Source organism: Rhodoplanes sp. P11, from assembly GCF_964266735.1.
GTDB classification, from domain to species: Bacteria; Pseudomonadota; Alphaproteobacteria; order Rhizobiales; family Xanthobacteraceae; genus Rhodoplanes; species Rhodoplanes serenus.
In genome coordinates this window covers 1,587,352-1,611,278 of the sequence record NZ_CAXWGY010000001.1, presented here as the reverse complement: position 1 = coordinate 1,611,278, position 23,927 = coordinate 1,587,352, and the positions used below count along the sequence as shown (strand labels likewise).

The 23,927-nt window shown below is 70.7% G+C and carries 25 protein-coding genes; 13 read left to right on the top strand and 12 right to left on the bottom strand.

The annotated features are described in order from the left end of the window. Positions 1-21: 21 nt before the first annotated feature. From cysG to cysC, 7 genes are read left to right on the top strand one after another with little or no spacing between them, the layout of a single operon-like run. On the top strand, positions 22-1,446 hold the full coding sequence (gene cysG / locus ACFQUV_RS07295; protein WP_129610249.1) for a siroheme synthase CysG: 1,425 nt from the start codon (positions 22-24) through the stop codon (positions 1,444-1,446). 8 nt (positions 1,447-1,454) lie between these two features. Continuing rightward, positions 1,455-1,793 carry a DUF2849 domain-containing protein gene (locus ACFQUV_RS07290; RefSeq protein WP_129610247.1) on the top strand — a complete coding sequence of 113 codons (339 nt, stop codon included), beginning with the start codon at positions 1,455-1,457 and terminating at the stop codon, positions 1,791-1,793. 17 nt (positions 1,794-1,810) lie between these two features. After that, the gene (locus ACFQUV_RS07285) at positions 1,811-3,472 is read left to right on the top strand and encodes a nitrite/sulfite reductase (RefSeq protein WP_129610245.1); all 1,662 of its coding nucleotides are present in this window, start codon (positions 1,811-1,813) and stop codon (positions 3,470-3,472) included. Continuing rightward, positions 3,456-4,193 carry a phosphoadenylyl-sulfate reductase gene (locus ACFQUV_RS07280; RefSeq protein WP_129610243.1) on the top strand — a complete coding sequence of 246 codons (738 nt, stop codon included), beginning with the start codon at positions 3,456-3,458 and terminating at the stop codon, positions 4,191-4,193. The genes ACFQUV_RS07285 and ACFQUV_RS07280 overlap by 17 nt, the downstream gene beginning before the upstream one ends. Positions 4,194-4,195: 2 nt before the next feature. Then, the gene (locus ACFQUV_RS07275; RefSeq protein WP_129610241.1) at positions 4,196-4,714 is read left to right on the top strand and encodes a DUF934 domain-containing protein; all 519 of its coding nucleotides are present in this window, start codon (positions 4,196-4,198) and stop codon (positions 4,712-4,714) included. An 11-nt stretch (positions 4,715-4,725) separates the two neighbouring features. Then, positions 4,726-5,694 (top strand): sulfate adenylyltransferase subunit CysD, encoded by a 969-nt coding sequence (gene cysD, locus ACFQUV_RS07270; protein ID WP_129610239.1) that lies wholly within the window; start codon positions 4,726-4,728, stop codon positions 5,692-5,694. Continuing rightward, positions 5,694-7,652, top strand: a complete 1,959-nt coding sequence (gene cysC, locus ACFQUV_RS07265; protein ID WP_129610237.1) for an adenylyl-sulfate kinase — start codon at positions 5,694-5,696, stop codon at positions 7,650-7,652. The genes cysD and cysC overlap by 1 nt, the downstream gene beginning before the upstream one ends. Positions 7,653-7,903: 251 nt before the next feature. Here the strand turns inward: cysC and ACFQUV_RS07260 are convergent, their stop codons facing one another. The 4 genes from ACFQUV_RS07260 to ACFQUV_RS07245 form a co-directional block, all read right to left on the bottom strand. Further along, positions 7,904-8,236, bottom strand: coding sequence for a hypothetical protein (locus ACFQUV_RS07260; protein WP_129610235.1), 333 nt, complete (start codon positions 8,234-8,236; stop codon positions 7,904-7,906). Between the two features lie 164 nt (positions 8,237-8,400). Further along, a complete protein-coding gene (locus tag ACFQUV_RS07255; RefSeq protein WP_129610233.1) occupies positions 8,401-9,222 on the bottom strand; it encodes a MetQ/NlpA family ABC transporter substrate-binding protein in 822 nt (273 codons plus the stop codon). A 124-nt stretch (positions 9,223-9,346) separates the two neighbouring features. Beyond that, complete coding sequence (locus ACFQUV_RS07250) at positions 9,347-10,012, bottom strand: methionine ABC transporter permease (protein ID WP_129610231.1); 666 nt, start codon at positions 10,010-10,012, stop codon at positions 9,347-9,349. Then, positions 10,002-11,054: a methionine ABC transporter ATP-binding protein gene (locus ACFQUV_RS07245; protein ID WP_129610271.1), complete on the bottom strand. Its 1,053-nt coding sequence runs from the start codon at positions 11,052-11,054 to the stop codon at positions 10,002-10,004. Before ACFQUV_RS07245 ends, ACFQUV_RS07250 begins: the two co-directional genes overlap by 11 nt. 642 nt (positions 11,055-11,696) lie before the next feature. Between ACFQUV_RS07245 and ACFQUV_RS07240 the strand changes: the two genes are divergently transcribed. Genes ACFQUV_RS07240 through ACFQUV_RS07230 form a run of 3 tightly spaced genes read left to right on the top strand, consistent with a single transcriptional unit; the run spans position 11,697 to position 13,079 of the window. Further along, positions 11,697-11,906 carry a hypothetical protein gene (locus tag ACFQUV_RS07240; RefSeq protein ID WP_129610229.1) on the top strand — a complete coding sequence of 70 codons (210 nt, stop codon included), beginning with the start codon at positions 11,697-11,699 and terminating at the stop codon, positions 11,904-11,906. Continuing rightward, a complete protein-coding gene (locus ACFQUV_RS07235) occupies positions 11,903-12,535 on the top strand; it encodes a helix-turn-helix domain-containing protein (RefSeq protein ID WP_129610227.1) in 633 nt (210 codons plus the stop codon). The genes ACFQUV_RS07240 and ACFQUV_RS07235 overlap by 4 nt, the downstream gene beginning before the upstream one ends. After that, a complete protein-coding gene (locus tag ACFQUV_RS07230) occupies positions 12,516-13,079 on the top strand; it encodes a hypothetical protein (RefSeq protein ID WP_207211535.1) in 564 nt (187 codons plus the stop codon). The genes ACFQUV_RS07235 and ACFQUV_RS07230 overlap by 20 nt, the downstream gene beginning before the upstream one ends. A 199-nt stretch (positions 13,080-13,278) precedes the next feature. Here the strand turns inward: ACFQUV_RS07230 and ACFQUV_RS07225 are convergent, their stop codons facing one another. After that, the gene (locus tag ACFQUV_RS07225) at positions 13,279-13,758 is read right to left on the bottom strand and encodes a response regulator (protein ID WP_129610225.1); all 480 of its coding nucleotides are present in this window, start codon (positions 13,756-13,758) and stop codon (positions 13,279-13,281) included. A 153-nt stretch (positions 13,759-13,911) separates the two neighbouring features. Beyond that, positions 13,912-14,757, bottom strand: a complete 846-nt coding sequence (locus ACFQUV_RS07220; RefSeq protein ID WP_307719471.1) for a GntR family transcriptional regulator — start codon at positions 14,755-14,757, stop codon at positions 13,912-13,914. A 185-nt stretch (positions 14,758-14,942) separates the two neighbouring features. Between ACFQUV_RS07220 and ACFQUV_RS07215 the strand changes: the two genes are divergently transcribed. After that, positions 14,943-16,019 (top strand): tartrate dehydrogenase, encoded by a 1,077-nt coding sequence (locus ACFQUV_RS07215; protein WP_129610224.1) that lies wholly within the window; start codon positions 14,943-14,945, stop codon positions 16,017-16,019. Between the two features lie 38 nt (positions 16,020-16,057). Beyond that, positions 16,058-17,059: a tripartite tricarboxylate transporter substrate-binding protein gene (locus ACFQUV_RS07210; RefSeq protein WP_129610222.1), complete on the top strand. Its 1,002-nt coding sequence runs from the start codon at positions 16,058-16,060 to the stop codon at positions 17,057-17,059. Between the two features lie 158 nt (positions 17,060-17,217). On the opposite strand, the gene ACFQUV_RS07205 is transcribed toward ACFQUV_RS07210, so the two are convergent. The 6 genes from ACFQUV_RS07205 to ACFQUV_RS07180 form a co-directional block, all read right to left on the bottom strand. Further along, positions 17,218-17,937, bottom strand: coding sequence for a collagen-like protein (locus tag ACFQUV_RS07205; RefSeq protein ID WP_129610220.1), 720 nt, complete (start codon positions 17,935-17,937; stop codon positions 17,218-17,220). A 257-nt stretch (positions 17,938-18,194) separates the two neighbouring features. Further along, positions 18,195-18,587: a phasin family protein gene (locus ACFQUV_RS07200; protein WP_129610218.1), complete on the bottom strand. Its 393-nt coding sequence runs from the start codon at positions 18,585-18,587 to the stop codon at positions 18,195-18,197. Positions 18,588-18,714: 127 nt separating this feature from the next. After that, positions 18,715-20,028 (bottom strand): hydantoinase/carbamoylase family amidase, encoded by a 1,314-nt coding sequence (locus ACFQUV_RS07195; protein WP_244601650.1) that lies wholly within the window; start codon positions 20,026-20,028, stop codon positions 18,715-18,717. 18 nt (positions 20,029-20,046) lie between these two features. After that, complete coding sequence (locus tag ACFQUV_RS07190; RefSeq protein WP_129610216.1) at positions 20,047-20,835, bottom strand: HpcH/HpaI aldolase/citrate lyase family protein; 789 nt, start codon at positions 20,833-20,835, stop codon at positions 20,047-20,049. A 36-nt stretch (positions 20,836-20,871) separates the two neighbouring features. After that, the gene (locus tag ACFQUV_RS07185; RefSeq protein ID WP_129610214.1) at positions 20,872-21,867 is read right to left on the bottom strand and encodes an NAD(P)-dependent oxidoreductase; all 996 of its coding nucleotides are present in this window, start codon (positions 21,865-21,867) and stop codon (positions 20,872-20,874) included. After that, complete coding sequence (locus ACFQUV_RS07180) at positions 21,864-22,766, bottom strand: hypothetical protein (RefSeq protein WP_129610212.1); 903 nt, start codon at positions 22,764-22,766, stop codon at positions 21,864-21,866. The genes ACFQUV_RS07185 and ACFQUV_RS07180 overlap by 4 nt, the downstream gene beginning before the upstream one ends. Positions 22,767-22,894: 128 nt before the next feature. On the opposite strand from ACFQUV_RS07180, the gene ACFQUV_RS07175 reads away from it, so the two are divergent. Then, positions 22,895-23,920: a LysR family transcriptional regulator gene (locus ACFQUV_RS07175; RefSeq protein ID WP_165364049.1), complete on the top strand. Its 1,026-nt coding sequence runs from the start codon at positions 22,895-22,897 to the stop codon at positions 23,918-23,920. Positions 23,921-23,927: the final 7 nt, after the last annotated feature.

The following is a 23,927-nucleotide window of genomic DNA, read 5'->3' as shown; positions in this document are numbered from 1 at the left end:
GCACCGTCACCGAGGTCCCGCATGGCGCGCTTCCGCTATTTTCCTGTCTCCTATGACGTCGCCGGCCGCACCGTCCTGGTGGTGGGCGACGGCGAGCAGGCCCTCCAGAAGCTGCGCCTCCTGGTGCGCACGCAGGCGCGGCTCGTCCTGTGCAGCGACGCACCCGACGCGACGCTGAACCGTTTCGCTGGAGAGAACGCGATCACGCTCACGGCCAGCGAGCCGACCGCCGCACTGCTCGGCGACGCCGTCCTGATGGTGGTGGCGACCGGCGATGCCGCGCGCGACGCCCGGCTCGCCGCGCTGGCCCGCGCCGCCCGCGTCCCGGTCAATGTGGTCGACCGGCCGCATCTGTGCGACTTCACCACGCCCGCCCTCGTCGACCGCGCGCCCGTGTCCATCGCCATCGCCACCGACGGCGCCGCCCCGGTTCTGGCCCAGCTCGTCCGCGCCCGCATCGAAGCGCTGCTGCCCCCCGGATTCGGCCGCCTCGCCGCGCTGGCCGAGAGCCTTCGCGCCACCGTGCTGGAGCGCCTGCCGGACGGCGCTGCGCGGCGGCGGTTCTGGTCGGCGGTGTTCGGGGGACGCGCCGCCGCCGCGGCGCTCGCGGGCGAGGACGAGCGCGCCCGGGTGATCGCCCTCAAGATGCTCGCCGGCGACGCCGAACGCGAAACGCCGAGCGGCAAGGTGTTCCTGGTGGGCGCCGGCCCGGGGGCCGAGGATCTACTGACACTGCGCGCTCACCGTCTCCTGATCGAGGCGGACGTGATCGTCCACGACGCGCTGGTGCCCGACGCGGTGGTCGCCATGGGGCGGCGCGATGCCACCCGCATCGCGGTCGGCAAGCGCAAGGGTCATCATTCGGTGCCGCAGGCCGAGATCGACGCCCTGCTGGTGCGGCTCGCCCGCGAGGGCCGCCGCGTCGTCCGCCTCAAGGCCGGCGACCCGATGGTGTTCGGCCGCGCCGGCGAGGAGATCGCGGCGCTGCGTGCCGCCGGCATCGACCACGAGATCGTTCCCGGTGTCACGGCCTCGCTCGCCGCCGCGGCCGACGCCGGGATTCCGCTGACGCTGCGCGGCGTCGCGTCGCATCTGGTGCTCACCACGGCCCATGGGGCCGATGGCGCCGTGCCGTCCGACTGGGCCGCGATCGCCGCGGCCGGTGGCACCGTCGCGGTCCACATGGGCCGCAGCGTCGCCGACCGCATGGCGGCGCAGCTCCTCGCCGCCGGCCTGCCAGCCGGGACTCCTGTCGTGGCGGTGGAGAACGCCGGCCGCCCCGATCGGCGTCTGTTCACCGGCCCTCTCGCCGCCCTGCCGGGCCTCACGACCCGCGACGACGTCGCCGGCCCGGTGCTGATCCTCATCGGCGCGGCCGTGGCGCACGGCGAGCTCGCCGGCGCCGAGCCGTTCCATCGTGTCGCCGCCGTGCCGGCCGCCGCCTGAGGTGCATCATGTCGAAACGCTCCAAGACGTTCGCGCCGGTGGTCGCCACCGCCAACGATCTCGCCACCGGCACGGTGGTGTTCCGCACGCCGGACGGCCGCTGGTCGGCGGACCTGGCGACGGCCGAGATCGCCACGACGCCGGCCGAGGCCGACGCCCTGCGGCTGCGGGCCGACGCCGACGTCGCCGCCGATCGGGTGGTCGATCTGGCGCTGGTGCCGGTGGTGCGCGACGGCGCCTTCGTGCGGCCGACCGCGCTGCGCGAGCTGATCCGCGCCAGCGGCCCCACCATCACGCTGCCGATCGACGCGCCCCGCATCGGGCGCGCTGCGCGGCCGACCCCTTGATCGGACGGAGTGCGCCCATGTACCGCTACGACGAGTTCGACCGCGCCTTCGTGCAGGAGCGCGTCGCCGAGTTCCGCGACCAGGTGGGCCGCCGCCTGTCGGGCGAGCTGACCGAGGACCAGTTCAAGCCGCTGCGGCTGATGAACGGCGTCTATCTCCAGCTCCACGCCTACATGCTGCGCATCGCGATCCCCTACGGCACGCTGTCGTCGCGCCAGCTCCGGCAGCTCGCCGCTATCGCTCGCGATCACGACCGCGGTTACGGCCACTTCACGACGCGGCAGAATCTCCAGTTCAACTGGATCGCCCTGAAGGACGTGCCCGACATCCTGGAGAAGCTCGCCGCCGTCGAGATGCACGCCATCCAGACCTCCGGCAACTGCATCCGCAACGTGACGGCCGATCACTTCGCCGGCGCCGCGACCGACGAGATCGCCGATCCGCGGCCCTATGCGGAGATCCTGCGGCAGTGGTCGTCGCTCCACCCGGAGTTCACCTTCCTGCCGCGCAAGTTCAAGATCGCAGTGACCGGCAGTCCGCACGACCGCGCCGCCATCCAGACCCACGACATCGGCTTGCAGGTGACACGCGACACGGCCGGCGCGCTCGGCTTCGTGGTCTATGTGGGCGGCGGCCAGGGCCGCACCCCGATGGTGGCGCGCAAAATCCGCGACTTTCTGCCCGAGCGCGATCTCCTCGCCTACTGCACCGCCATCCTGCGGGTCTACAATCTGGAGGGGCGACGCGACAACAAGTACAAGGCGCGCATCAAGATCCTCGTTCACGAGAGCGGCGAGGCGGCATTCCGCAAGGCCGTCGAGGCGGAGTTCGCGGCGCTGCGCGACGAGGCGCTCGATCTGCCCGCCACCGAGCGCGACCGGATCGCGACCTATTTCGCCCCGCCACCCTTCGCGGCTCTGCCGGAACGCTCCGTCGTGTTCGAGCGGGCGATCGCGGCCGATCCCGATTTCGCTCGTTTCGCATCGCGCAACGCGCACCCCCACAAGGTGCCGAGCTACGCCATCGTGACGGTGTCGCTGAAGCCGGTCGGCGGCCCACCCGGTGACGCGACCGCGACCCAGATGGAGGCGGTCGCCGACATCGCGGCGCATTACGCCTTCGACGAGATCCGGGTGAGCCACGAGCAGAACCTGGTGCTGCCGCATGTTCGCCGCGACGACCTGCCCGCGGTGTTCGCGGCGCTGCGCCAGGCGGGCCTCGCGACCCCGAACGCGGGTCTCGTCACCGATATCATCTCCTGCCCGGGACTCGACTACTGCGCCCTCGCCACCGCGCGCTCGATCCCGGTCGCCGAGCGGATCTCGGAGCGCTTCGCGGATCTCGATCGCCAGCACGAGATCGGCGACATCAAGATCAAGATCTCCGGCTGCATCAACGCCTGCGGCCACCATCACGTCGGCCACATCGGCATTCTCGGCCTCGAACGCAAGGGCGAGGAGTTCTACCAGATCACCCTCGGCGGATCGGGCGACGAGACCTGCACGATCGGCGAGATCGTCGGCCCCGGCTTCTCGTCGCGTCGCATCGTCGATGCGGTGGAGACGGTGATCGACACCTATCTGTCGCTGCGCACCTCGCCTCGGGAGAATTTCCTCGCCGCCTATCGCCGCCTCGGCGAAGCGCCGTTCCGGGAGGCCCTCTATGCTGCGGCCGAGTGACGACGCCTCGCCCGGAGCCGCCGCCACGGTCCGCGATCTCGTCGCCACCTGGCGACACGCCGATGCGCCCGAGATCGTCGTCGACGCGCTCCGCCGGTTCGCGGGTCGGATCGCGCTCGTCTCCTCGTTCGGGGCCGACGCGGCAGTGCTGCTGCACATGGTGGCGCGCGTCGATCCGGCGACGCCGGTGATCCTCGTCGACACGCAGCGGCTGTTCCCGGAGACGCTCGCGTATCGCGACGCGCTCGTCGCCCGCCTCGGCCTCGCCGACGTGCGCACCGTGCGGCCCGCGGCCGCCGCGCTCGCCCGCCTGGACCCGCACGAGGCGCTCGCGGGCCAGGACCCGGACGCCTGCTGCGGGCTCCGCAAGGTATCGCCGTTCGAGACCGCGATCACGCCCTTCGCGGCCCTGCTGACCGGGCGGCGGCGCGACCAAGCGGTGACCCGCAGGGATCTCCCTCCCGCCGAATGGGACGGCGCGCGCATCAGGATCAACCCGCTCGCCGGCTGGACGGCCGAGCGCGCCGCCACCTGGCGTCGGGCTCACGGGCTGCCCGAGCACCCGCTGGCGCCGCAGGGTTATCCATCGATCGGCTGCGTGCCCTGCACGTCGCGCGTCGCCGTCGACGAGGACAGCCGCGCCGGCCGCTGGCGCGGCTTCGAGAAAACCGAGTGCGGCCTGCACGGCCGCCGCAGCATCGCTGTCACGACGGAGTCCTGATCATGCCGCTCTATCGCTCCGGTGCGTTCGTGACCGACGACTGGACGTTCCCGACCGACGACACGCCCCTGCCCGCGACGGGTGCGGTGGCGGTGTCGCGCACCCGGTTCCTCACCGAGCGCGACACGCTGCTCGGCCGCACCGACCCGGTGGGGGTGGTGCTCACCGCCGGCGACACTCTCGCCGGCATCGTTCCCGATCTGCCGCGTCTCGCGCTGATCGCGCTGCGCTTCCCGAAATATGGCGACGGTCGTCCCTACTCGCTGGCCCGGCTGCTGCGCGAGCGCCACGGCTATCGGGGCGAGCTGCGCGCCATCGGCGATGTGCTCCACGACCAGATTCCGCTGATGCGCCGCTGCGGCTTCGATGCCTTCGAGGTCTCGCATCCCGGCACCGTCGCGGCGCTACGCGACCAACGTGTCGTCGCCGTGCGGCACCACTATCAACCCGCCTCCGCCGAGGCGTCCGAAATCAGGCCCGAGTCGCACCCATGGCGGCGCGTCTCGGCCCCGCATCTGTGATGAGGCCCGCCATGCGCAGCGCCGAAGTGCTCGTCGATCGCCCGTCCACCGCCGAAGCCGCGCGTCCGCCGGAGCAGCAGCGGCGCCTGTCGCCGCATCTGCGCCGCCTGGAGGCCGAGGCGATCCACATCATGCGCGAGGTCGCGGCCGAGTTCCGCAAGCCGGTGATGCTCTACTCGGTCGGCAAGGATTCCTCGGTGATGCTGCACATCGCCCGCAAGGCGTTCTTTCCGGGACGGCCGCCCTTCCCGCTCCTGCACATCGCGACGGGCTGGGACTTCGCCGCGGTGCTGGCGCATCGCGACCGCATGGCGTCCACTTATGGGCTCGATCTGCTCGTCCACACCAATGCCGAGGCGGCCGCGGCCGGCACCAACCCGTTCGACACCGAGACCGGCGAGTACACCCGCCTGATGCTGACCGAAGCCCTCAAGGCGGCGCTCGATGCCTACGGGTTCGACGCCGCCTTCGGCGGCGCCCGGCGCGACGAGGAGAAGTCGCGCGCAAAGGAGCGGATCTTCTCGCACCGGCGCAACCATGTCTGGGACCCGCGCAACCAGCGGCCCGAGCTGTGGCGCCTGTTCAACACGCGCCTCGCCCCGGGCGACTCCATGCGCGTCTTCCCGCTCTCCAACTGGACCGAGCTCGACGTGTGGGACTACATCCGCGCCGAGGCGATCCCGATCGTGCCGCTCTACTTCGCGGCCGAGCGCCCGGTGGTGGAGCGCGACGGCGCCCTGCTGGTGGTCGACGATCCCCGCATGCGGTTCCGCCCCGGCGAGCGGGTGGAGCCGCGCGTGGTGCGTTTCCGCACCCTCGGCTGCTGGCCGCTCACCGGCGCGGTCGAATCCCCCGCGACCGACCTCGACGGCATCGTGGCCGAGATCGTCGCGTCGCGCGTGTCGGAACGCAACGGCCGCCTGGTCGACGCCGCACTGGCCGCCTCCATGGAAGCCAAGAAGCGCGAGGGCTACTTCTGATGTCGACCGTGACGCCGACCCTGATCCGACCCACCGCTCCGGCCCGCCCGACGCCACCGCAGGACGACGCGGCGTCCGCCGCCGTGCGCGCGCGGGGCGCCTTGCGGCTGATCGCCTGCGGCTCCGTCGACGACGGCAAGTCGACCCTCATCGGCCGCCTGCTGCACGAGACCCAGGCGGTGTTCGAGGATCAGCTCGCCGCCCTCTCACACGACAGCCGCCGCTTCGGTACCACCGGCGACGACATCGACGTCGCCCTGCTGCTCGATGGCCTGGAAGCCGAGCGCCAGCAGGGCATCACCATCGATGTCGCCTATCGGTTCTTCTCGTCGGCGCGACGCGCCTTCATGGTCGCCGACACGCCCGGCCATGTGCAGTACACCCGCAACATGGCGACCGGCGCCTCCGGGGCAGAGCTCGCGGTGCTGCTGGTCGACGCCCGCAAGGGTCTGCTGGAGCAGACGCGACGGCATGCCGCCATCGTGGCGCTGCTCGGCATCCGCGACGTGGTGCTGGCGGTGAACAAGATGGACCTGGTCGGCTGGTCGGCGGCGCGCTTCGCCGAGGTGGACGATGCCTTCCGGAGCTTCGCGGCGCCGCTCGCGTTGCGCACCGTCACGGCCATCCCGCTGTCGGCACGCTTTGGTGACAATGTGGTCCGCGTCAGCGCCGCGACGCCCTGGTACGGTGGGCCGACCCTGCTTCAGCATCTCGAGACGATCGAGATAGCCGATGCGGCCGATGCCCCGCTCCGCTTTCCGGTGCAGTGGGTGAGCCGCCCGCACGCCGACTTCCGCGGCGCCGCCGGCACGGTGGCGAGCGGCCGCGTGGTGGTCGGCGATCCCGTCGTGGTGGCCGCCTCGGGCCGCACCACCCGGGTGGCCCGCATCGTCACCATGGACGGCGACCTGCCCGAGGCCACTGCCGGCGCGGCGGTGACGCTCACCTTCGCGGACGAGGTCGATGTCGGCCGTGGCGACGTGCTGGTGCCGCCGCGCGAGCGCCCGACGGTGACGCGGCGCTTCTCGGCCGATCTCGTCTGGATGACCGACCGCGACGCCGCGGCGGGGGATCGCGTCCTGCTCAAGATCGGCACCGCCTCGGTGCCGGCGACGTTGCTCCGCGTGGTGGACCGGCTCGATCTCGGCAGCCTCGACCGTGTCGCAGACGACCGGCTGATGCTCAACGGCATCGGCCGCGTCCATGTCGAGACGGCGTTGCCGGTGGCGATCGACCCTTACGCCGAGAACCGCGCCACCGGCGGCTTCATCCTGATCGACCGAGCGACCGGAACCACCGCCGCGGCCGGACTGATCGTGGCGCCGCTCGACGCCGCCCGCGACGTCCATCCCCAGGCCGACGCGGTCGACCCCGACGTGCGGGCGCATCTGAAGGCCCAGCAGCCGCTGGCGGTCTGGCTCACCGGCCTGCCCGGCGCCGGCAAGTCGACCATCGCGAGCCTGGTGGAACGCCGCCTCGTCGCTCTCGGTCATCACACCATGGTGCTCGACGGCGACAACCTGCGGCGCGGCCTCAACGCCGATCTCGGCTTCGACCCGCGCGGGCGCGCCGAAAACGTGCGTCGCGTCGGCGAGGTGGCGCGTCTGATGGTCGATGCCGGCCTGATCGTGCTGGTCGCTCTCGTCTCGCCGTTCCGCGCCGATCGCGCGGCCGCGGCGGCGCTGTTCCCGGCCGGCCGCTTCATGGAGGTGCTGATCGATGCACCGGCCGAGACCTGCCGCAGCCGCGATCCCAAGGGTCTGTATGCCAAGGCGGAGAGCGGCCGCATCGTCGACTTCACCGGCCGCGACCAGGCGTACGAGCCCCCGCGCGACCCGGCGCTGGTGATCGACACCGCGACGACCACGCCCGATGTCGCGGCCGAGCGTCTGGTGCAGGCGATCCTGGCGCGCGTGCGTCCCCTGCCGGCGACGGCGCTGGACGGCGCCCAACTCTGATACTGTTTTGCGGTGATCCGTGCGCCGTCATTCCGGGGCGCCGCGCAGCGGCGAGCCCGGAATCCAGCGGCAAACTCGGAGCTCTCGGCTGGATTCCGGACAGCCGCTTCGCGGCTTCCGGAATGACCATCGAGTTGATCAGCCGGATCTCGTATGACTCGGCGCCCGTCTGGAGTCCCGCTTGCGCGGGACTGAGCGGAGAGTGGGCTGCGGGAGCGGGCGGACCGCGCGGCTGCGGCAAAACCTGGCGGCTACACCACAAGCACCGGCGACAGGCGGAGCGTCTCGGCGCCCGCCGTTCCGGCCGGCGCGGTCGCCGCGAGATGTCGCACGAGTGCCGCGCCGATGTCGTCGGCCTCACCGACGAGCGGCCCGCCGAACGCCACGAGCCGCGGGTCGGCAACATCTGTCCAAGCCAGCGTCCAGTGACAGCCGTCGCGGCTCAGAACGCCATGGACGCGGCCGTCGTGAACGACGTGCCAGAGCTCCGGCGCCGCCGCCTCCCGATAGGACCGAGCCAGATCCGACAGGATGCGCCGGAGGCGCGTCGGGAGATCGTGCGGAGCGAGACGGGTGGTGACCATGCGCCAAGGTTGCGCCGGCGCGGCATCGTCATCAAGACGAACGGTCTCGTTATTCTCGTGCGATCCGGAGAAAGAACCCGGCCTCCGGTGGAGGCCGGGAGAAGATCGTCAGTGGCTGCGAGGATCTCTCGCGCGCCACCACGCTCACGGCTGATCCGGCCGCTTCACCAGGAGGCCAGCACGGCGCCGTCGAACTTCTGCTCGATGAACGCCTTGACCTCCGGCGACCGATAGCTCTCGACGAACGTCGCCACCCACGGCTTGTCGCGATCGGCGGCCCGCACGACGATCAGGTTCACGTATGGCCCCTTCGGGTCCTCGCGCAGGATGGCGTCGCGACCGGGATTGAGGCCCGCCGGGATCGCGTAGTTGGTGTTGACCGCGGCGGCGTCGACGTCGTCGAGGGCGCGCGGCGTCTGCGCCGCCTCGATCTCGACGAAGCGCAGCTTCTTCGGATTCTGCACCACGTCGAGCACGGTCGGCGACCAGCCGACGCCGTCGCGCAGCTTGATCACGCCCTTGTCCTGGAGCAGCAGCAGCGAGCGGCCGCCATTGGTCGGATCGTTCGGGATGGCGACGCGCGCGCCGTCCGGCACCGCGTCCCAGCTCTTGTATTTCTTCGAGTAGAGGCCGATCGGGAAGTTGACGGTCGACCCGACGCTCTCCAGCCGGAACCGGCGGTCCTTCTTCTGCTGCTCCAGGAAGGGACCGTGCTGGTACGAGTTGGCCTCGAGGTCACCGGCGTCGAGCGCGACATTCGGCGTGATGTAGTCGGAGAACTCGACGATCTTCAGGTCGAGCCCGCGCTTGGCGGCGACGCCCTTCACCACCTCGAGGATCTGGGCGTGCGGGCCGGCGGTGGCGCCGATGCGGATCGTCTGGGGGGCGGGCGCCGACGACGGCGTCTGCGCCGTGGCGGCGAGCGGAAGGATCACGGCGGCCACCACCGTGGTGGCGAAGATCCGGCGGGTGAAGGCATGCGACATGACGGCTCTCCTGACGAAGAGATGAGACGGACGGATTGAAAGACGGAAAGGTCGGACGACCGCCGATTTCGGCGATCGCCCGCGCACGGCGACGGGTCGGTCGCCGCGCTCGCTCGGCGATCGCTCAGCCGCGGCGGACGCGCCGGTCGGCGCGGCGGGCCAGCGCCTCGCCGGCGCTCTGCACCGCCTGCACCAGCACGATCAGCACCACCACCACCACCAGCATCACGTCCGGCATGAATCGCTGGTAGCCGAACCGGATGCCGAGATCGCCGAGACCGCCCCCGCCGACGGCGCCCACCATGGCCGAATGGCCGATCAGGCTGACCACCGTCAGGGTGAGGCCGAGGGTGAGGCCGGGCAGCGCCTCCGGCAGCAGCACCTTGCGGACGATCTGCAAGGGCGTCGCGCCCATCGCCTTGGCGGCTTCGACGAGCCCGTGATCCACCTCGCGGATCGCCGCCTCGACGATGCGGGCGATGAACGGCGTCGCCGCCACGGTGAGCGGCACGATGGCCGCCGTGGTGCCGATGGAGGTGCCGGCCAGCAGCCGCGTGAACGGGATGATGGCGACCACCAGGATGATGAACGGGGTCGAGCGCGCCGCGTTCACGATCGTGCCGAGCACACGATTGACGAGCGGTGCCGCGAACAGCTCGCCGCGCCCGCTGGTGGCGAGGAAGACACCGAGCGGCAGGCCGAACAGCGTGCCGAGCAGGCCGGCCGCCGCCACCATGTAGAGCGTTTCGAGCGTGGCATCGAAGACCAGGCGGACGAGTTCAGGCGACATGGCCGAGCACCTCCACGCCGAGACCGTTCGACCGCACCAGCTCCGTCACGGCGGCGACCAGATCTGGCCGCGATGGCACCCCGACCACCAGGGTCCCGAACGGCGCGCCGCCGATCTCGTCGATGCGGCCGGCCAGGATGTTCACCTCGATGTCGAGGCTGCGCGACAGCCGGCTCAGGATCGGCTCGGTCGCCTCGTCTCCGGTGAAGACGATGCGCAACACCGTGAGGCTGGCGCCAGCCGGATCGGCGCGCAGCCGCGCCGACAGCTCGGGCGGCAGCGCGGTGCCGTTGACGGCGGCGACGAGACGCCGCGTCGTCTCGGCCCGCGGATGAGCGAAGACGCCGTAGACGGCACCCTCCTCCACCACCCGGCCGCCTTCCAGCACGGCGACGCGGTCGCAGATCGAGGTGATCACGCGCATCTCGTGGGTGATCAGCACGATGGTGACGCCGGTCAGCGCATTGACGCGCTTCAGCAGCGCCAGGATCTGCTCGGTGGTCTCCGGGTCGAGCGCCGAGGTGGCCTCGTCGGACAGCAGCACCTTGGGCTCGGTGGCGAGCGCCCGGGCGATGCCGACACGCTGCTTCTGCCCACCCGACAGCTCGGCCGGATAGCGGTTCGCCTTGTCGGCGAGCCCGACCAGATCCAGAAGCTCGGCGACGCGCGTCCGGATCGTCTCGGCCGGCACGCCGGCGAGCTCCAGCGGCAGCGCCACATTGGCGGCCGCGGTACGCGACGACAGCAGGTTGAAATGCTGGAAGATCATGCCGATGCGCCGGCGGAGCGCGCGCAGACCGGGCGCGTCGAGCCCGGCGAGGTCGACGCCGTCGATCAGCACCCGTCCCTGCGTCGGCCGATCGAGGCCGTTGACGAGGCGCACCAGCGTGGACTTGCCGGCGCCGGAGCGGCCGATGATGCCGTAGATCGAGCCGGGCGCCACATCGAGCGAGACGTGATCGAGCGCCGCCACCGCCGGATCGCTCTTGCGGGCCGGGAAGATCCGCGACACCGCCTCGAAGCGGACGGCCGGCACATCCATCGCCGCGGCGGCGGCATGCTGGGCGGCGCTGCCGGTCGGAGTGACGCGCGACCGCAGGTCGGCCGCGAGATCGCCGACACGCCCGACCAGCGCGTCCATCAGCGAGAAGGTCGCGGGGCGCGCCGTGGTGGTGGCCGCGGCAGCGGAGATCGATCGAGGTGAGACTGTCGAGATGGCCATGGGGCTCCTCTCCAAGCAAATCGGAGCCCACGAACGCCTTCGTGGCGCTTTAGCGGTTGGTGCGCGGCCGCAAGCTGCTCCGTCAAATCCCGCGATCGTCCGATGGGTTCGAGAGAGCCATCGGCCGATACCCCAATAGGTCGCGCAGATCGCCGCCGGAATCAACCGAAGCGGATTTCAAATTTTCGGCCGGCGCGGGCCGAATCCTCCTCTCGATACCCCTGGGTCGCGAAATTTCGTTCGCCGCCCGCCGGCAGCGCAGCCATCGGCCCCGACCGGCGGGCGAGTCTCGTGCCTGGTCGGCACAGGGCCGTCTCGTGGCGTCGCGGGAAGGAGAAAATCACGTCTGTCACCGGCCGCGATCGCAGAGGCGCTTCGCTTTTCGCCGCCGCCCCTTGCGGCTGCACGCCGGGCGCGTCATCCATGGGATACCGCCGCGACAGACGGAGTCTCGGAGTTCGCATGAGCACCGCCAGCGCAACCATCATCGATCTGTCGGCCTATCGGGCCGCCCGCCGGCGCCCCGCCGCAGCGCACCACGCGGCCGCAGCCGCGGCGCCGATGGTGCCGCCCTTCTTCGCCATGATCATGCTGCCGGTGCCGTGCCTGATGATGTGGACGCCGCTCTGGCTCGCCGCCCCGACTGCGCCGGACCGTCACACCGTGCCATGAACCAGCACAGTCCGCCCGATCAGTACCCGGACGACCACCCGGTCGGCCGCGATGCCGACGGGTCCGACCTCGCCGTCGTGGTCGGCCGAAACCTGCGGCGTCTGCGCACCCGGCAGGGCCATTCGCTGGAGCGCCTCGCCCGCCTGTCCGGCGTCAGCCGCGCCATGCTGGGGCAGATCGAGACCGGCAAGAGCACGCCGACGATCGCACTCTTGTGGAAGGTGGCGATCGCGCTCGGGGTTCCGTTCGCGACGCTGCTGACGGCGGAGAAGCATGCCGGGGCGCTGGTGCTACGCCGTGATCGCGCCAAGGTGCTGGCCTCGAGCGAGGGGCGCTTCACGTCGCGGGCGCTGTTTCCGTTCGACGATGCCCGGCAGGTGGAGTTCTACGAGGTGCGGATCGCGCCGTTCCACCGCGAGGACGCCGATGCGCACGCGCCCGGCACCCGGGAGAACCTGATCGTCGCCCGCGGCGCGGTGGAGATCCTGATCGGACAGCAGCCGCCGATCGATCTCGCCGAAGGCGACGCCCTGCTGTTCGAGGCCGACGTTCCGCACGGCTACCGCAATTTCGGCTCCACCGAGGCGGTGCTGTATCTGGTGATGACCTATGTGGCGACGATCGGCTGAGCGGGGCTCGGCCGATCGTCCGCTATCTGTCGTGTCGGCCGCGGCGCCGTCACAGGAGTTTGGTCCGGCGACGCAGCCCGGTCGGCACCCGTATCACGCCTTCATGGGCATGCAACACAAGGTCATGCCGCCGCACGTCATCATCATCGGCATGCCGGCCGCCATGGCGTTGCACATCGCCTGGCAGCACTGCATCACCATGTCCTTCATGGCGGCGTCCATGGCGGTGATCTCGCAGGTCATGCCGGTCTCCGTCATGGTGCAGGTGGCCCGGCACATCATCATCGGGGTCGGCATCGTCATCGGCATCATGCCGGCCATCGACATCATGGGATTCATCATCGGGTTCATCATCATGGGCATCATGCCCATGCCCGTCATCCCCATCGGCATCGCCATGCCCGGCATGCCCATGGCGGGCATGGCGGTGGCCGGCATCGCGGTGGCCGCCGTGGCGGTCTGCATGGTCGGCATCGTCATCGTGGCAGTCATGGTCGTCTCCGGTCGTGTGACGGGTCCTCCCCGTCGGTCGATCGAAGACTAGAACCAGCGGACGAGGCCGCAATCACGACGTGCGGCTGCGCGTCGCTTTCCTCCGCTGCAACGACGCGACCGCCATGTCAGCGGAGGCGACGTCGACGCGGCTGGAGGAGCATCCGCGATGTTGGAGACGACACGCTTCCGCCACGCCCGCGTCCGCTCGCAGGCGTCCTGCGCGCCCTGGCGCCGACCGAAACCTCGCGTCAGCCCACAACCGGCAGCGTCGCCGATTCCTCACGGATGCTGCTCAGCACCCGGCGCAGCAGCGCGAGATCCACCGGCTTCGGCAGCGAGTGGCGCACATCGAGCTTGATGAGGCCGGCGAGCGCCACCGTCTCGCTGCGCAACGCCGCATTGGCGCCGCTGACGATGACGATCGGAGTGCGGCAGCCGATCCCCACGAGGGCATGCATCACGTCGAGGCCGTTGCGGGCGCCGAGCGAGAGATCGAGCGTGATGACCGTGTAGGTGTGCTGGCGCAGCAGCGCCATCGCGGCCCCGAAGGTCGCCGCGCCGGTGGCGACGAAGCCCGCTCGCTCGGCGGTCTTGCACAACACCATGCGCTGAACGTCGTCGTCGTCGATCACCAGTACGGTGGCGGGCGTGGCCGCCGCCTCGCACATCGTCGCGGCATGGGCCGTCATGGCCGCCGCAGGCACCGGGCGCGTCGCCGGGTCGAGCATGTCGGCCTCCTTCCGGGCAGTTCGAACCACGGGTATGGGTTTACGCTCGCCCCGCGAACGTCGCGTTAATTCGAACTGCGAAAAAACGCCGAATTTTCCGGCCCGACGAAAGCCCTCGTTCACCACGCGGCCGTGACCCCGCAGCCGTCACTCTCACAAATGCCGCATGCCGAGGCTGGCGAGCAGCGGCAGCAGCTCGTCGCGGGCCCGCTGCCGATGCGTCCGCGCCAGCATGGCGGCGCGCGCGCCGTCGCCCTTGCGGATCGCCGCGGTGAGCGCGAGATGCTCCTTGAGCGAGCGCGTCGGCTTCGCCCGCAGCCGCAGCGTCATCATGCGGGCGCGATGCGACTGGTCCATCACGGTGTGGTAGGCGCGGGCGAGCCGGGCGTTGCCGCAATGCTCGACCAGCAGCCGGTGGAAGCGGCCGTCGGCCTCGCCCCAGGCGTCGAGATCGTCGCGATCGAGGGCCGCACGCATGTCGGCATTGACGGCGTCGAGCGCCGCGATGGCCGGCCGCCGGGCCGCGTCCGCGGCGCCCGCCAGCAGCTCGGCGGCGAGCCCTTCGAGAACGCCGATCAGGTCGTAGATCTCGCGCATGTCGTCGGGCGACAGCGCACAGACGACGACACCGCGCTTCGGCAGCACGCGGACGAGCCCCTCCTCCTGGAGCCGGATCAGCGCCTCGTGCACCGGCGTGCGGCTCATCCCGAGCCGCACCGCGATCTCCTGCTCGGAGCCCTGATAGCCGGGCGGGAACACGTTGTCGCGCACCGCCGCCTTGAGGGCCCGGTAAGCGTCCTCGACCAGCGAGGACGGCCGCTCGTCCGCCGCCGGTGCACCGTCGACCGACGTGTCGGCGACCGGCTCACCTCGGGCCGGCCCCGCCGCCGGCCGCGCGGTCCGCAGCGGCGCTGCGCGGGATGGCGCCGCGCGAGATGGTGCCGCGCCGGCCCGCCGCGCCGTCATCGAAGCGCCCTTCGGGCATCGCGTGCGGGGCATGCTTGCATGGAAGCTCCTATGGATCATTGACTCTCGATGGCCGGCGGTAGTATAGCGGATTCGTCACCTTCCATGGAAGGCGGTATGCAAGACGCAGGGCTCCCCCCGTGCCCGCCCCGGACAACGATCACCCGAACGGCCTCGACCCGCGAGCCGAGACGGAAGCAGGACGAAGGCAGGACGACATGCGCAGCTATCGGATCGCGGCCATTCCGGGCGACGGCATCGGCACCGAGGTGATCGCGGCCGGCCTCCGGGCGCTCGCCGTCTGTTCCGAGCGTGACGGCGGCTTCCGCCTCGCGGTCGACCACTTCGACTGGGGGTCCGACTACTACAAGGCGCACGGCCGCATGATGCCGGAGAACGGCCGCGACCAGATCCGCCACCACGACGCGATCTTCTTCGGCGCGGTCGGCGCCCCCGACGTGCCTGATCACGTCACCCTGTGGGGCCTGCGCCTCGCCATCTGCCAGCCGTTCCAGCAATACGCCAATGTGCGGCCGACCCGCGTGCTGCCCGGCATCACCAGCCCGCTGCGCCACGTCTCCGGCCCCGAGCTCGACTGGGTGATCGTGCGCGAGAACTCGGAAGGCGAGTATGCCGGCGTCGGCGGCCGCGTCCACAAGGGCTTCCCGCACGAGACCGCCACCGACGTCGCGATGTTCACCCGCACCGGCGTCACTCGCATCATGCGCTATGCCTTCGGGCTCGCCCGCTCGCGGCCGCGCAAGCGCCTGACGGTGGTCACCAAGTCCAACGCGCAGCGCCACGCCATGGTGATGTGGGACGAGATCGCCGCCGAGGTGGCGGCCGAGTTCCCCGATGTCGACTGCGACAAGATGCTGGTCGATGCCATGACCATGCGGATGGTGATGCGCCCCGACAGCATCGACACCATCGTGGCGACCAACCTGCACGCCGACATCCTGTCGGATCTGGCGGCCGCGCTGGCCGGCTCGCTCGGCATCGCGCCGACCGGCAACATCAATCCCGAGCGCGAGTTCCCGTCGATGTTCGAGCCCATCCACGGCTCCGCCTTCGACATCACCGGCAAGGGCATCGCCAATCCGGTCGCCACCTTCTGGTCGGGCGCCATGATGCTCGAGCATCTCGGCGAACGCGACGCCGCGGCGCGCCTGATGCGCGCGATCGAGCGCGTCACCGCCGATCCGCGGCTGCACACGCCGGATCTCGGCGGCACCGCGACCACCGCTCAGGTCACCGACGCGGTCTGCGAGGCGCTGCTCGGAGACAATCGGTAGCCGGCCGCTCCGGCGCATCGCCTCGCGGGAGACAGCCCATGCGCTTCGACTCCGCGCGACGGGTCGGCGCGGCCGTGCGGGCCGCGGCGGCCGGCCTCGCCCTCTTCGGCCTCGCGACTCCGCTTTCGGCCGAGACCTGGCCCAGCAAGCCGATCACCATCCTGGTGCCCTCGGCGGCCGGCGGACCGACCGACACGGTGGCGCGGCTGATCGCCGAGTCGATGACCAAGACGCTCGGCCAGACCGTCATCGTCGAGAACCAGGGCGGCGCCGGCGGCACCATCGGCATGGCCCGCATCGCCCGCACGCCGGCCGACGGCTACACGCTGGCGATCTGGCATATCGCCCACGCCACCGCGCCGGCCCTGTACGACGGCTTGAAATACAATCCGGTCACCGACTTCGATCACATCGGCCGCATCACCGACGTGCCGATGACCATCGTCTCCAAGGCCGGCCTGCCGCCGACCTCGATCGCCGCGCTGATCGACTGGATGAAGGCCAACAAGGACAGCGCCAGCTTCGGCCATGCGGGGGTCGGCTCGGCCGCCCATTTGTGTGCGCTGCTGTTCATGAGCGAGCTGAAGCTTCAGCTCGCCCAGGTCGCCTATCGCGGCACCGGCCCGGCCATGAACGATCTGGTCGGCGGCCAGATCGATCTCCTGTGCGACCAGACCACCAACACGACGAACCACATCAAGGAAGGGCGCATCAAGGGTTACGCGGTGACGACCAAGACTCGGGTGTCGTCGCTGCCCGAGCTGCCGACCCTCGATGAGGGCGCCATGAAGGGCTTCGAGGTGTCGGCCTGGCACGCCATGTGGGCGCCGCGCGGTCTGCCCAAGGAGGCGACCGACAAGCTGGTGCCGGCCCTTCAGGCGGCCCTCCAGGACCCCAAGGTGATCGAGCGGTTCGCCAGCCTCGGCACCGTGCCGGTGCCGCTCGCCCAGGCGACGCCCGAGGCGCTGCGCAGCCAGCTCGCCGCCGAGGTGGCCAAGTGGGATACGGTGATCAAGGCGGCCGGCGTGAAGGGCAACTGACCGACCGAGCGCGCGCGCAGCGCGGTGGGAACCACCCGCCTGCGCGACGATCCTCAGAACCGAAGACCAGCCGATCCCGAACGAGCGGGGTCGGCCGTCTCGTCCGGCCAGAATGGGTGGCCGGCGACGCGCGGGGATGCGGCGGAGTCAGCCGCTCCTCACCGCGTCCGGCCGCACACGATGCTGACCTCGCCGGGCAGTCGCTCGCCCGTCCACGCCGCCGCCGTCAGGGTGCGCTCGGCCGGGATCGGCAACGCCGTGATCAACACCTCGTCGGCCTCGCAGGCGGCCCGGCAGGACCCCGGCCCGTCGCAGCCGCGGGTGACGGTGCGCAGCAGCGGCGCAGCCGTTGGGACTGTCGTGGTGGCCGGCGCGGCAGCCTCGCCGCGCTCCCCCTTCGGCCCGAGTGGCCCGGGAGGACCGGGCGGACCGGGCGGACCGGCGAGGCCCTGCGGGCCAGCGTCCCCCTTCGGCCCCGCCTCACCCTTGGGGCCGATGTCGCCCTTGGGACCGATGTCGCCCTTGGGACCGGCGTCGCCTTTGGGGCCGGCGTCGCCTTTGGGGCCGGGCGCCCCGGTCTCGCCGCGTGGTCCCACCTGGCCGCAATTGGCGACGACGATGTCGCGCGTCTCGCCGGCCGATTGCACCGTCACGGTGCAGTCCGCCGGATGATAGACGGCGCGCCAGACGAAACGCCGGTCGCGCCCCGACACCACCTCGAATTTCTCGTCGAAGGTGACCTTCTCGTTCGGCCGGGCGACACGACCGAGCACGACGATCTCCCCCGCCTCGATGCGGGCGGCCGCAATCTCGATCGCTGCCTCGGCCGAACCGACGGCGAGCAGGGCCGTCACGGCCCCGAGCGTGATCGTTCGCATGGTTCTGATCGACCTTCCGCTGGCTGACGAGCCGCTGATCGGCCCCGCCGGGGACCGGCTGGCGCGCCGCGCCGCCGCTCTCGCAATCGGCGCGGCGATCGGCGCCGGGCCGCAGCACGGGTCATGGAACCGGCCGGGCGGCCGGTCGAGACCGGACGGGCCGCGGCGCGGCGACCCGCAAGGGCAGCGGTGCCGCGGCGGCAGCGGTGCCGCGGCGGCGCGGACGAGCCGGCCGCCGCCACCGCGTCGCGATCGGATCAGGAGGACGGGCCGGACTTGCCCATCTTGGTCGGGTCGGTCACCGCCTTGATGGCCGTCTCGCTCAGGTCCTTCACCTGCTCGGTCATCGCCTGCATCTGCGCTTGCAGGAACTCCGTCTGCATCTTGAGGACTTCCTGAACGTCCTTGGCGGCCATCAGGCTCTGAGCGAAATCGAAGGCGGTCGCGACATTGCGCTCGGCATAGCTCAGCACCTTGTTGCTCAGCTCGGTGCCACCCAGCATCGGCATGCCCGGAACGCCGCGCTGGAAGAACTGGAGATAGCTGCTGATGGCCGAGCGCACCTGCTCCATGCTCTGCTCGGTCATCTTACGAAGGTCGGCGGGCATCTCGAACGGCGTGCCGGTTTTCATGTCGATCTCCTGGGACACGCGAGCCTCCGCGGGAGGCGGCGTGCGGGCGAGTGGAAGGAATGTGAGCGAACGCCAGCATGATAGGCACGGCGGTGGCGACTGGTCAAAAATTATTGCGCCGCAGTATAGAGGGGATCGACGACGCTCAACAACTCGCCGGCGCAGAGCGCCAACTGTCGACAGGAAAGTCCAGCAACAGCGACACCAGAATGGCCAGCCCGTCGGCTAAATCGGCGATCGCCATATGCTCATCCGGGTTATGGCTGCCGTTCCGATTGCGGATGAACACCATGCCGGTCGGCAATCCGGCCGCCGCGAAGGTTGCGGCGTCGTGCCCGGCCCCGCTCGGCACCATAAGTGTCGACACCTGAGCCGCCGCCGCCGCCGCGACCAGGCGATCGACGACGGCCGGTGTCATCACGGCGGGCGTGCTGCCGCTGCGCGGGCCGAGCGCGAGACGCACGCCATGGCGTGTCGCGAGGCTTTCGGCGATCTCCTCCACGGAACGGGACACCGCGGCCAACGTCTCGGCGCTCAGACTGCGCAGATCGAGGCAGACACGCGCCTCGCCCGCCACCTTCGAGAAAGAATGCTGTGCCGGATCGGTGCCGATCATCCCGAAGGTGACGGCGAGGTCGTGGCCCTGCGCCTCGAACCCGTCCCACACCTCCTGCATGGCGGTGACGAACGCGGCGGCCGCCACCACGGCGTCGCGCCGCAGCCGGCGCGGCGTCGCCCCCGAATGCCCATAGGCGCCGTGGAACGCCGCGTCGCGGAAGCGCAGGCTGCCGCGGATGCCGGTGACGAGCCCGATCGGAACGCCCGCATCGACCAGCACCGGCCCCTGCTCGATGTGCGGCTCGATGTATCCGACCGTACGGTCGGGGGCGATGCGGCTGACGCCGCGACGAACCGCCGCGGGATCGAAGCCGAGGTCGCGCATGTGCCACGCCAGCGTCTCGCCGGTGTCGCTGCGGCGCACCTCGTCGAGAACCGCAGGATCGAGGCGGCCGAGCGCCGTCTTGCTGCCGATGTAGCTGTGCGGAAACCAGCAGCTCTCCTCGGCCCGCAGGCACAGCACGCAGAGATCGACCGGCGGCTCGCGCCCGAGATGCGCCAGCGCGGCGGCCAGCGCCAGCCCGAGCACGACGCCGGCGGCACCGTCGAAATTGCCGCCGTGCGGCACCGAATCGAGATGCGAGCCGATGTAGAGCGTGCGGCTGCGGTCGCGTCCCGGGAGGGTGAGGAACTGGTTGCCGGCGGCGTCGAAGTCGACCGCGCCACCGAGCGAGCGGGCCGCCTCCGCCATCAGCGCGAAAGCCGCGCACTCGCCGTCCCCATAGGCGATCCGCGTGACGCCCGGCGGATCGGCCGTGCGGGCCGCGAGCGCATCGAAGAGCTGCTGGGCCAGCCGCGCTCCCTCGTTGACCGCCCGCCGCCGTTCGTCCGTCGCCACCACGCCCCGCCTCCGTCCGGCTCAGGCGCGGCCGCCCGCCTTCATCAGCTTCGGCACCGCGGCGCGCGCCGCGTTCAACACCATGGCGGCGTCGTTCTGATAGGGAATCCAGGTGCAGCCCTTGGCGACCCAGCCTTCCGCCATCTCGGGCGATTGCGCCGACAGGCCGTAGGGCACGCCGTGCCGGCGGCAGATCGAGAACACCTCGTCATAGGCGGCATGCAGCACCGGGTTCTGCATCTCGGCCGGGATGCCGAGGTCCTGCGACAGATCATCGGGGCCGATCATCACGCAGTCGACCGCGCCCGTCTTCAAGATCGCGTCGAGATTATCGATCGCCCGGCGGGACTCCACCATCACCACCAGCATGGTCTCGCGGTTGAGATGCGCCAGCATCTCCTTCGCCTCGCCGGCGAAGTAATCGGTGTGCGGCCCACGCAGGTTCATCGGCCGCTGGCCGATCGGGTGATAGCGCGTGGCGCGAACGATCTCCATGAACTGCTCGGCCGTCTCCACCGAGGGCAGCAGCAAGCCTTGCGCGCCGGCATCGAGCGGCCGCGTCAGATCGTGCGGCTTGAGCGTTCCGGGCGGCCGGACGATCGGCGTCAGCCCGCATTCGCGCGCATACATGGCGAGCAGCCCCACCGTCTCCATGGTGAAGTCGGTGTGCTCCATCTCGATGATGACGAAGTCGAAGCCGGCGCTCGCCAGGATCTTCACCACGCGCGGATGCGGGCACAGCGTGATCCAGGTGCCGAAGGCGGGCTTGCCGGCCTTCTGGAGCGCCTTGACGGCGTTGGATCTGATCATGGCCTCCTCGTCGTCGCGATGGCGTTTGGTCGATCGTCAGGCGATAGCGGGCACGCGCCGGCGCGTCCACACCGTAGGGTCGATCAGGAATTCGGGCCGGCGCCCGGCCAGCACGTCGACCACCTGGCGCGCCGTCTCGACGGCGGTGCGCTCCAGCGCCTCTTCGGTGGCGCCTCCCGTGTGGGGCGACAGCAGGATGCCGTCGCACCGCGTGTACGGATGATCGGCGGGCAGCGGCTCGGTCTCGAACACGTCCATGGCGGCGCCGCGCAGCCGGCCGCTCTCGACCGCGGCGATCAGCGCGACGGGCTCGATGAGGGCGCCGCGCGCGGTGTTCACCAGCACGGCGCCGGGCTTCATGCGGGCGAGACGCGCCGCGTCGAACAGGCCGCGGGTGCGCGGCGTCAGCCGCTGATGCAGCGACACGATGTCGGCCTCGGCTAGGGCCGCATCGAGATCCGCCACCGGCACGCAGCCGGCCGCCGCGATCTCGGCGGCGTCGACGCTCGGGCTGTGCACCAGCACCCGCATGCCGAAGGCGAGCCGGGCGATCTCGGCGGTGCGCCGACCGATCTTGCCGAAGCCGCAGACCAGCAGCGTCTTGCCGGCGAGCTCGTGGAAATCCCGCGCATAGCGGAAGTCGAAACGGCCCTGGCGGACCGCGCGATCGCATTCGCGGGTCCGCTTGGCGAGCGCCATCATCTGGGCGATCGCCTGCTCGGCCACCGACTGCACGTTGGCGAACGGCGTGTAGACGATCGGCAGCCCGATCTCCGCCGCATAGGCGACGTCGACCGGATCGTAGCCGGTGCCGTGATTGCCGAGCACCGCGAGCCGCGCCGCCGCCGCCATCGCGGCGCGATCGAAGCCGGCGTTGCGGGTGATGGCGGCGACCGCGTCGCCGACCTCGCGGGCGACTACGTCCATGCTGGCGGCGCTCGCCTGACGTACCGTCAGCTCGGCCTCTTCCAGCACCGCGACGCCGCTCGGATGGATCGGCTGCACCAGCAGGCAGACGCCCCGCCCGCTCACGCGGCGCGCTCCTTCGAGCTCGCGTCATAGGCGGCCTTGGCCTCGACGGTGGTCACGAAGGTGCCGCCATTGTCGGGCACCCAGGCGAGGAACCGCTTGAATCGCTCCAGCCATTCCGGCCGCCCGACCGACCCGGTGTGGAACAGGCAATGCACGATCTGCTGCTCGCCGGTCCGTCGCGCCCGCTCGCGGATGACGCCCCACACGCGCTGGAGGTTGTCGAGCTCGGACTGTTCGATATGAAGCAAGTTTCGATACGCAAAACCCTCTCCGTCGCATCCGATCGGGATCTCGAACACCGGCGAGCGGGCCTGGCCGGCGGCCGGCCGGCGCGGATCCATGGGCAGGTAGTAGCCCGTGGTCTCGGCATGCACCCAGATTGCTTCGCGCTCGGGATGGTCGGCGCCGGGCGAGCACGAGCAGTCGATGAACACGCCGGTCTGCGGCAGCAGCTCGTTCATGAACGGCGTGTAGGCGTAGTGCCCGCCCCGGTAGGCGACTGGGCGGATGCCGGCGTTCTCCAGCCGTCGCTTGCAGTCGAGATAGACCGCGGTGACGTGGTCCCGCTCCATGTAGCGGGTGCCGGCGCCCTTGATCTCCTCGTGCAGGTGGATCGACAGCTCCGCCCCGTCGGCGACCGCCTCGCGGTACACGTCCAGCATCGCGCCGTCGTAATAGCCGGTGCGGCAGTAGGTGCCGGAGTGCGGCGACAAGATATACTTACCGCCTGTCAGCCCGGCGAGCAGGCGACAGATGCTGCGGGTCTCGCCGACGCTCTGCTCCACCTTGGGAGGATCGACCCGGAAGTCGCGCCCCGGATCGAAGGGCGCGTAGACCAGCCAGTTCACATCGATCAGCGGAACGAGAAGAACGTCGGGCCGAGAGCCGGAGAGTGCCATGGGCAAGCCTGCCGAAGGTCGCGGGAGCTTTTTTTCCGAGCCGGGCGCACCGAAGGCGCCGCCAGCCGTAGTCTATATGAGACGGTTTCGATTGCGCTATCCAATCGAATGATCTAAATGATTGATCGATGAACCGGAATAATGTGACGCTCCGCCAGCTCCGGGCCTTCGTTCTGGTGGCCGACAAAGGCAGCTTTGTCGCGGCGGCCGAGACATTGGCCTTGTCACAGCCGGCCCTCAGCCACTCGATCCAGCAGCTCGAGGAACAGATCGGTAGCGCCCTGTTCCATCGCACCACACGCAGCGTGAAGCTCACCGGGCTCGGCATGGGCTTCCTGCCGACGGCGCGTCATCTGCTCCGCCAGATCGACACCTCGATTGCCGACATCCAGGAGGCGGCGGCCCGCAAGCGCGGCCGCGTGGTGGTGGCCTGCCTGCCCTCGATCGCGTTCCGGGTGATGCCCGCGGTGATCGCCGGCGAGGCGTCGCGCCTCGGCCTGCGCGTGGTGGTGCGCGACGTCAATCTCACCGCCATCACCACCGCGGTGCTCGACGGCCAGGCGGATCTCGGCATCGGCAGCTTCGAGACGGCGACGCCGTCGCTCGACGGGCTGGTGATCGGACGCGACCGCTTCTACGCGGCGCTGCCGAGATCACATCCGCTGGCCGCGAAGCCCGAGCTGACATGGACCGAGCTGCAAGGTCATCCATTCATCGCGATGACGGTCGAGCACGGCATCCGCGCGCTGATCGACAACGCCATCGCGCCTCATAACATCCGGCTCGCGATCGCCTCGGAGGTCTCCAATCTCGTCACGATCTACGGCCTGATCGAGCAGGGCGTCGGCATCACGGCGCTGCCGGGGCTGGCGCTGCCGCCGGGCCAGCACCCGATGCTGGTGTATCGGCCGCTGCGCGACCCGGTGCTCGAACGCACGATCCGTGTGGTGTGGCGCCACGGCATCGGCCTGTCGCCGGCGGCGCGCGCCATCGTCAAGGCGATCGGCGACGTGATCAGCGACGGCAAGGTGCTCGGCCAAGACCGCGCCATCACACTGAGCGCCGCCGTGCCGACGCAGGACGACGTCTCCGAGACGCCGAGACGGCGCCGCGCCGGGACGTCGCGCGCCGCATCCCAGAGCGTCGAGATCTGAGCGGCCG

Bases quoted from the DNA above. Each gene is read 5' to 3' on its own strand.
- ACFQUV_RS07220 (WP_307719471.1), bottom strand. From the start codon at position 14,757: ATGCCCCGCACGCGATGCCCGAAGGGCGCTTCGATGACGGCGCGGCGG.
- ACFQUV_RS07180 (WP_129610212.1), bottom strand. From the start codon at position 22,766: ATGGCACTCTCCGGCTCTCGGCCCGACGTTCTTCTCGTTCCGCTGATC.
- ACFQUV_RS07190 (WP_129610216.1), bottom strand. From the start codon at position 20,835: ATGATCAGATCCAACGCCGTCAAGGCGCTCCAGAAGGCCGGCAAGCCC.
- ACFQUV_RS07230 (WP_207211535.1), top strand. From the start codon at position 12,516: ATGTGGCGACGATCGGCTGAGCGGGGCTCGGCCGATCGTCCGCTATCT.
- ACFQUV_RS07245 (WP_129610271.1), bottom strand. From the start codon at position 11,054: ATGGATGTGCCGGCCGTCCGCTTCGAGGCGGTGTCGCGGATCTTCCCG.
- ACFQUV_RS07240 (WP_129610229.1), top strand. From the start codon at position 11,697: ATGAGCACCGCCAGCGCAACCATCATCGATCTGTCGGCCTATCGGGCC.
- ACFQUV_RS07235 (WP_129610227.1), top strand. From the start codon at position 11,903: ATGAACCAGCACAGTCCGCCCGATCAGTACCCGGACGACCACCCGGTC.
- ACFQUV_RS07225 (WP_129610225.1), bottom strand. From the start codon at position 13,758: ATGCTCGACCCGGCGACGCGCCCGGTGCCTGCGGCGGCCATGACGGCC.
- ACFQUV_RS07275 (WP_129610241.1), top strand. From the start codon at position 4,196: ATGCCGCTCTATCGCTCCGGTGCGTTCGTGACCGACGACTGGACGTTC.
- ACFQUV_RS07290 (WP_129610247.1), top strand. From the start codon at position 1,455: ATGTCGAAACGCTCCAAGACGTTCGCGCCGGTGGTCGCCACCGCCAAC.
- ACFQUV_RS07250 (WP_129610231.1), bottom strand. From the start codon at position 10,012: ATGTCGCCTGAACTCGTCCGCCTGGTCTTCGATGCCACGCTCGAAACG.
- ACFQUV_RS07255 (WP_129610233.1), bottom strand. From the start codon at position 9,222: ATGTCGCATGCCTTCACCCGCCGGATCTTCGCCACCACGGTGGTGGCC.
- ACFQUV_RS07280 (WP_129610243.1), top strand. From the start codon at position 3,456: ATGCTGCGGCCGAGTGACGACGCCTCGCCCGGAGCCGCCGCCACGGTC.
- ACFQUV_RS07205 (WP_129610220.1), bottom strand. From the start codon at position 17,937: ATGCGAACGATCACGCTCGGGGCCGTGACGGCCCTGCTCGCCGTCGGT.
- ACFQUV_RS07285 (WP_129610245.1), top strand. From the start codon at position 1,811: ATGTACCGCTACGACGAGTTCGACCGCGCCTTCGTGCAGGAGCGCGTC.
- cysC (WP_129610237.1), top strand. From the start codon at position 5,694: ATGTCGACCGTGACGCCGACCCTGATCCGACCCACCGCTCCGGCCCGC.
- ACFQUV_RS07260 (WP_129610235.1), bottom strand. From the start codon at position 8,236: ATGGTCACCACCCGTCTCGCTCCGCACGATCTCCCGACGCGCCTCCGG.
- ACFQUV_RS07175 (WP_165364049.1), top strand. From the start codon at position 22,895: ATGAACCGGAATAATGTGACGCTCCGCCAGCTCCGGGCCTTCGTTCTG.
- ACFQUV_RS07210 (WP_129610222.1), top strand. From the start codon at position 16,058: ATGCGCTTCGACTCCGCGCGACGGGTCGGCGCGGCCGTGCGGGCCGCG.
- cysG (WP_129610249.1), top strand. From the start codon at position 22: ATGGCGCGCTTCCGCTATTTTCCTGTCTCCTATGACGTCGCCGGCCGC.
- ACFQUV_RS07215 (WP_129610224.1), top strand. From the start codon at position 14,943: ATGCGCAGCTATCGGATCGCGGCCATTCCGGGCGACGGCATCGGCACC.
- cysD (WP_129610239.1), top strand. From the start codon at position 4,726: ATGCGCAGCGCCGAAGTGCTCGTCGATCGCCCGTCCACCGCCGAAGCC.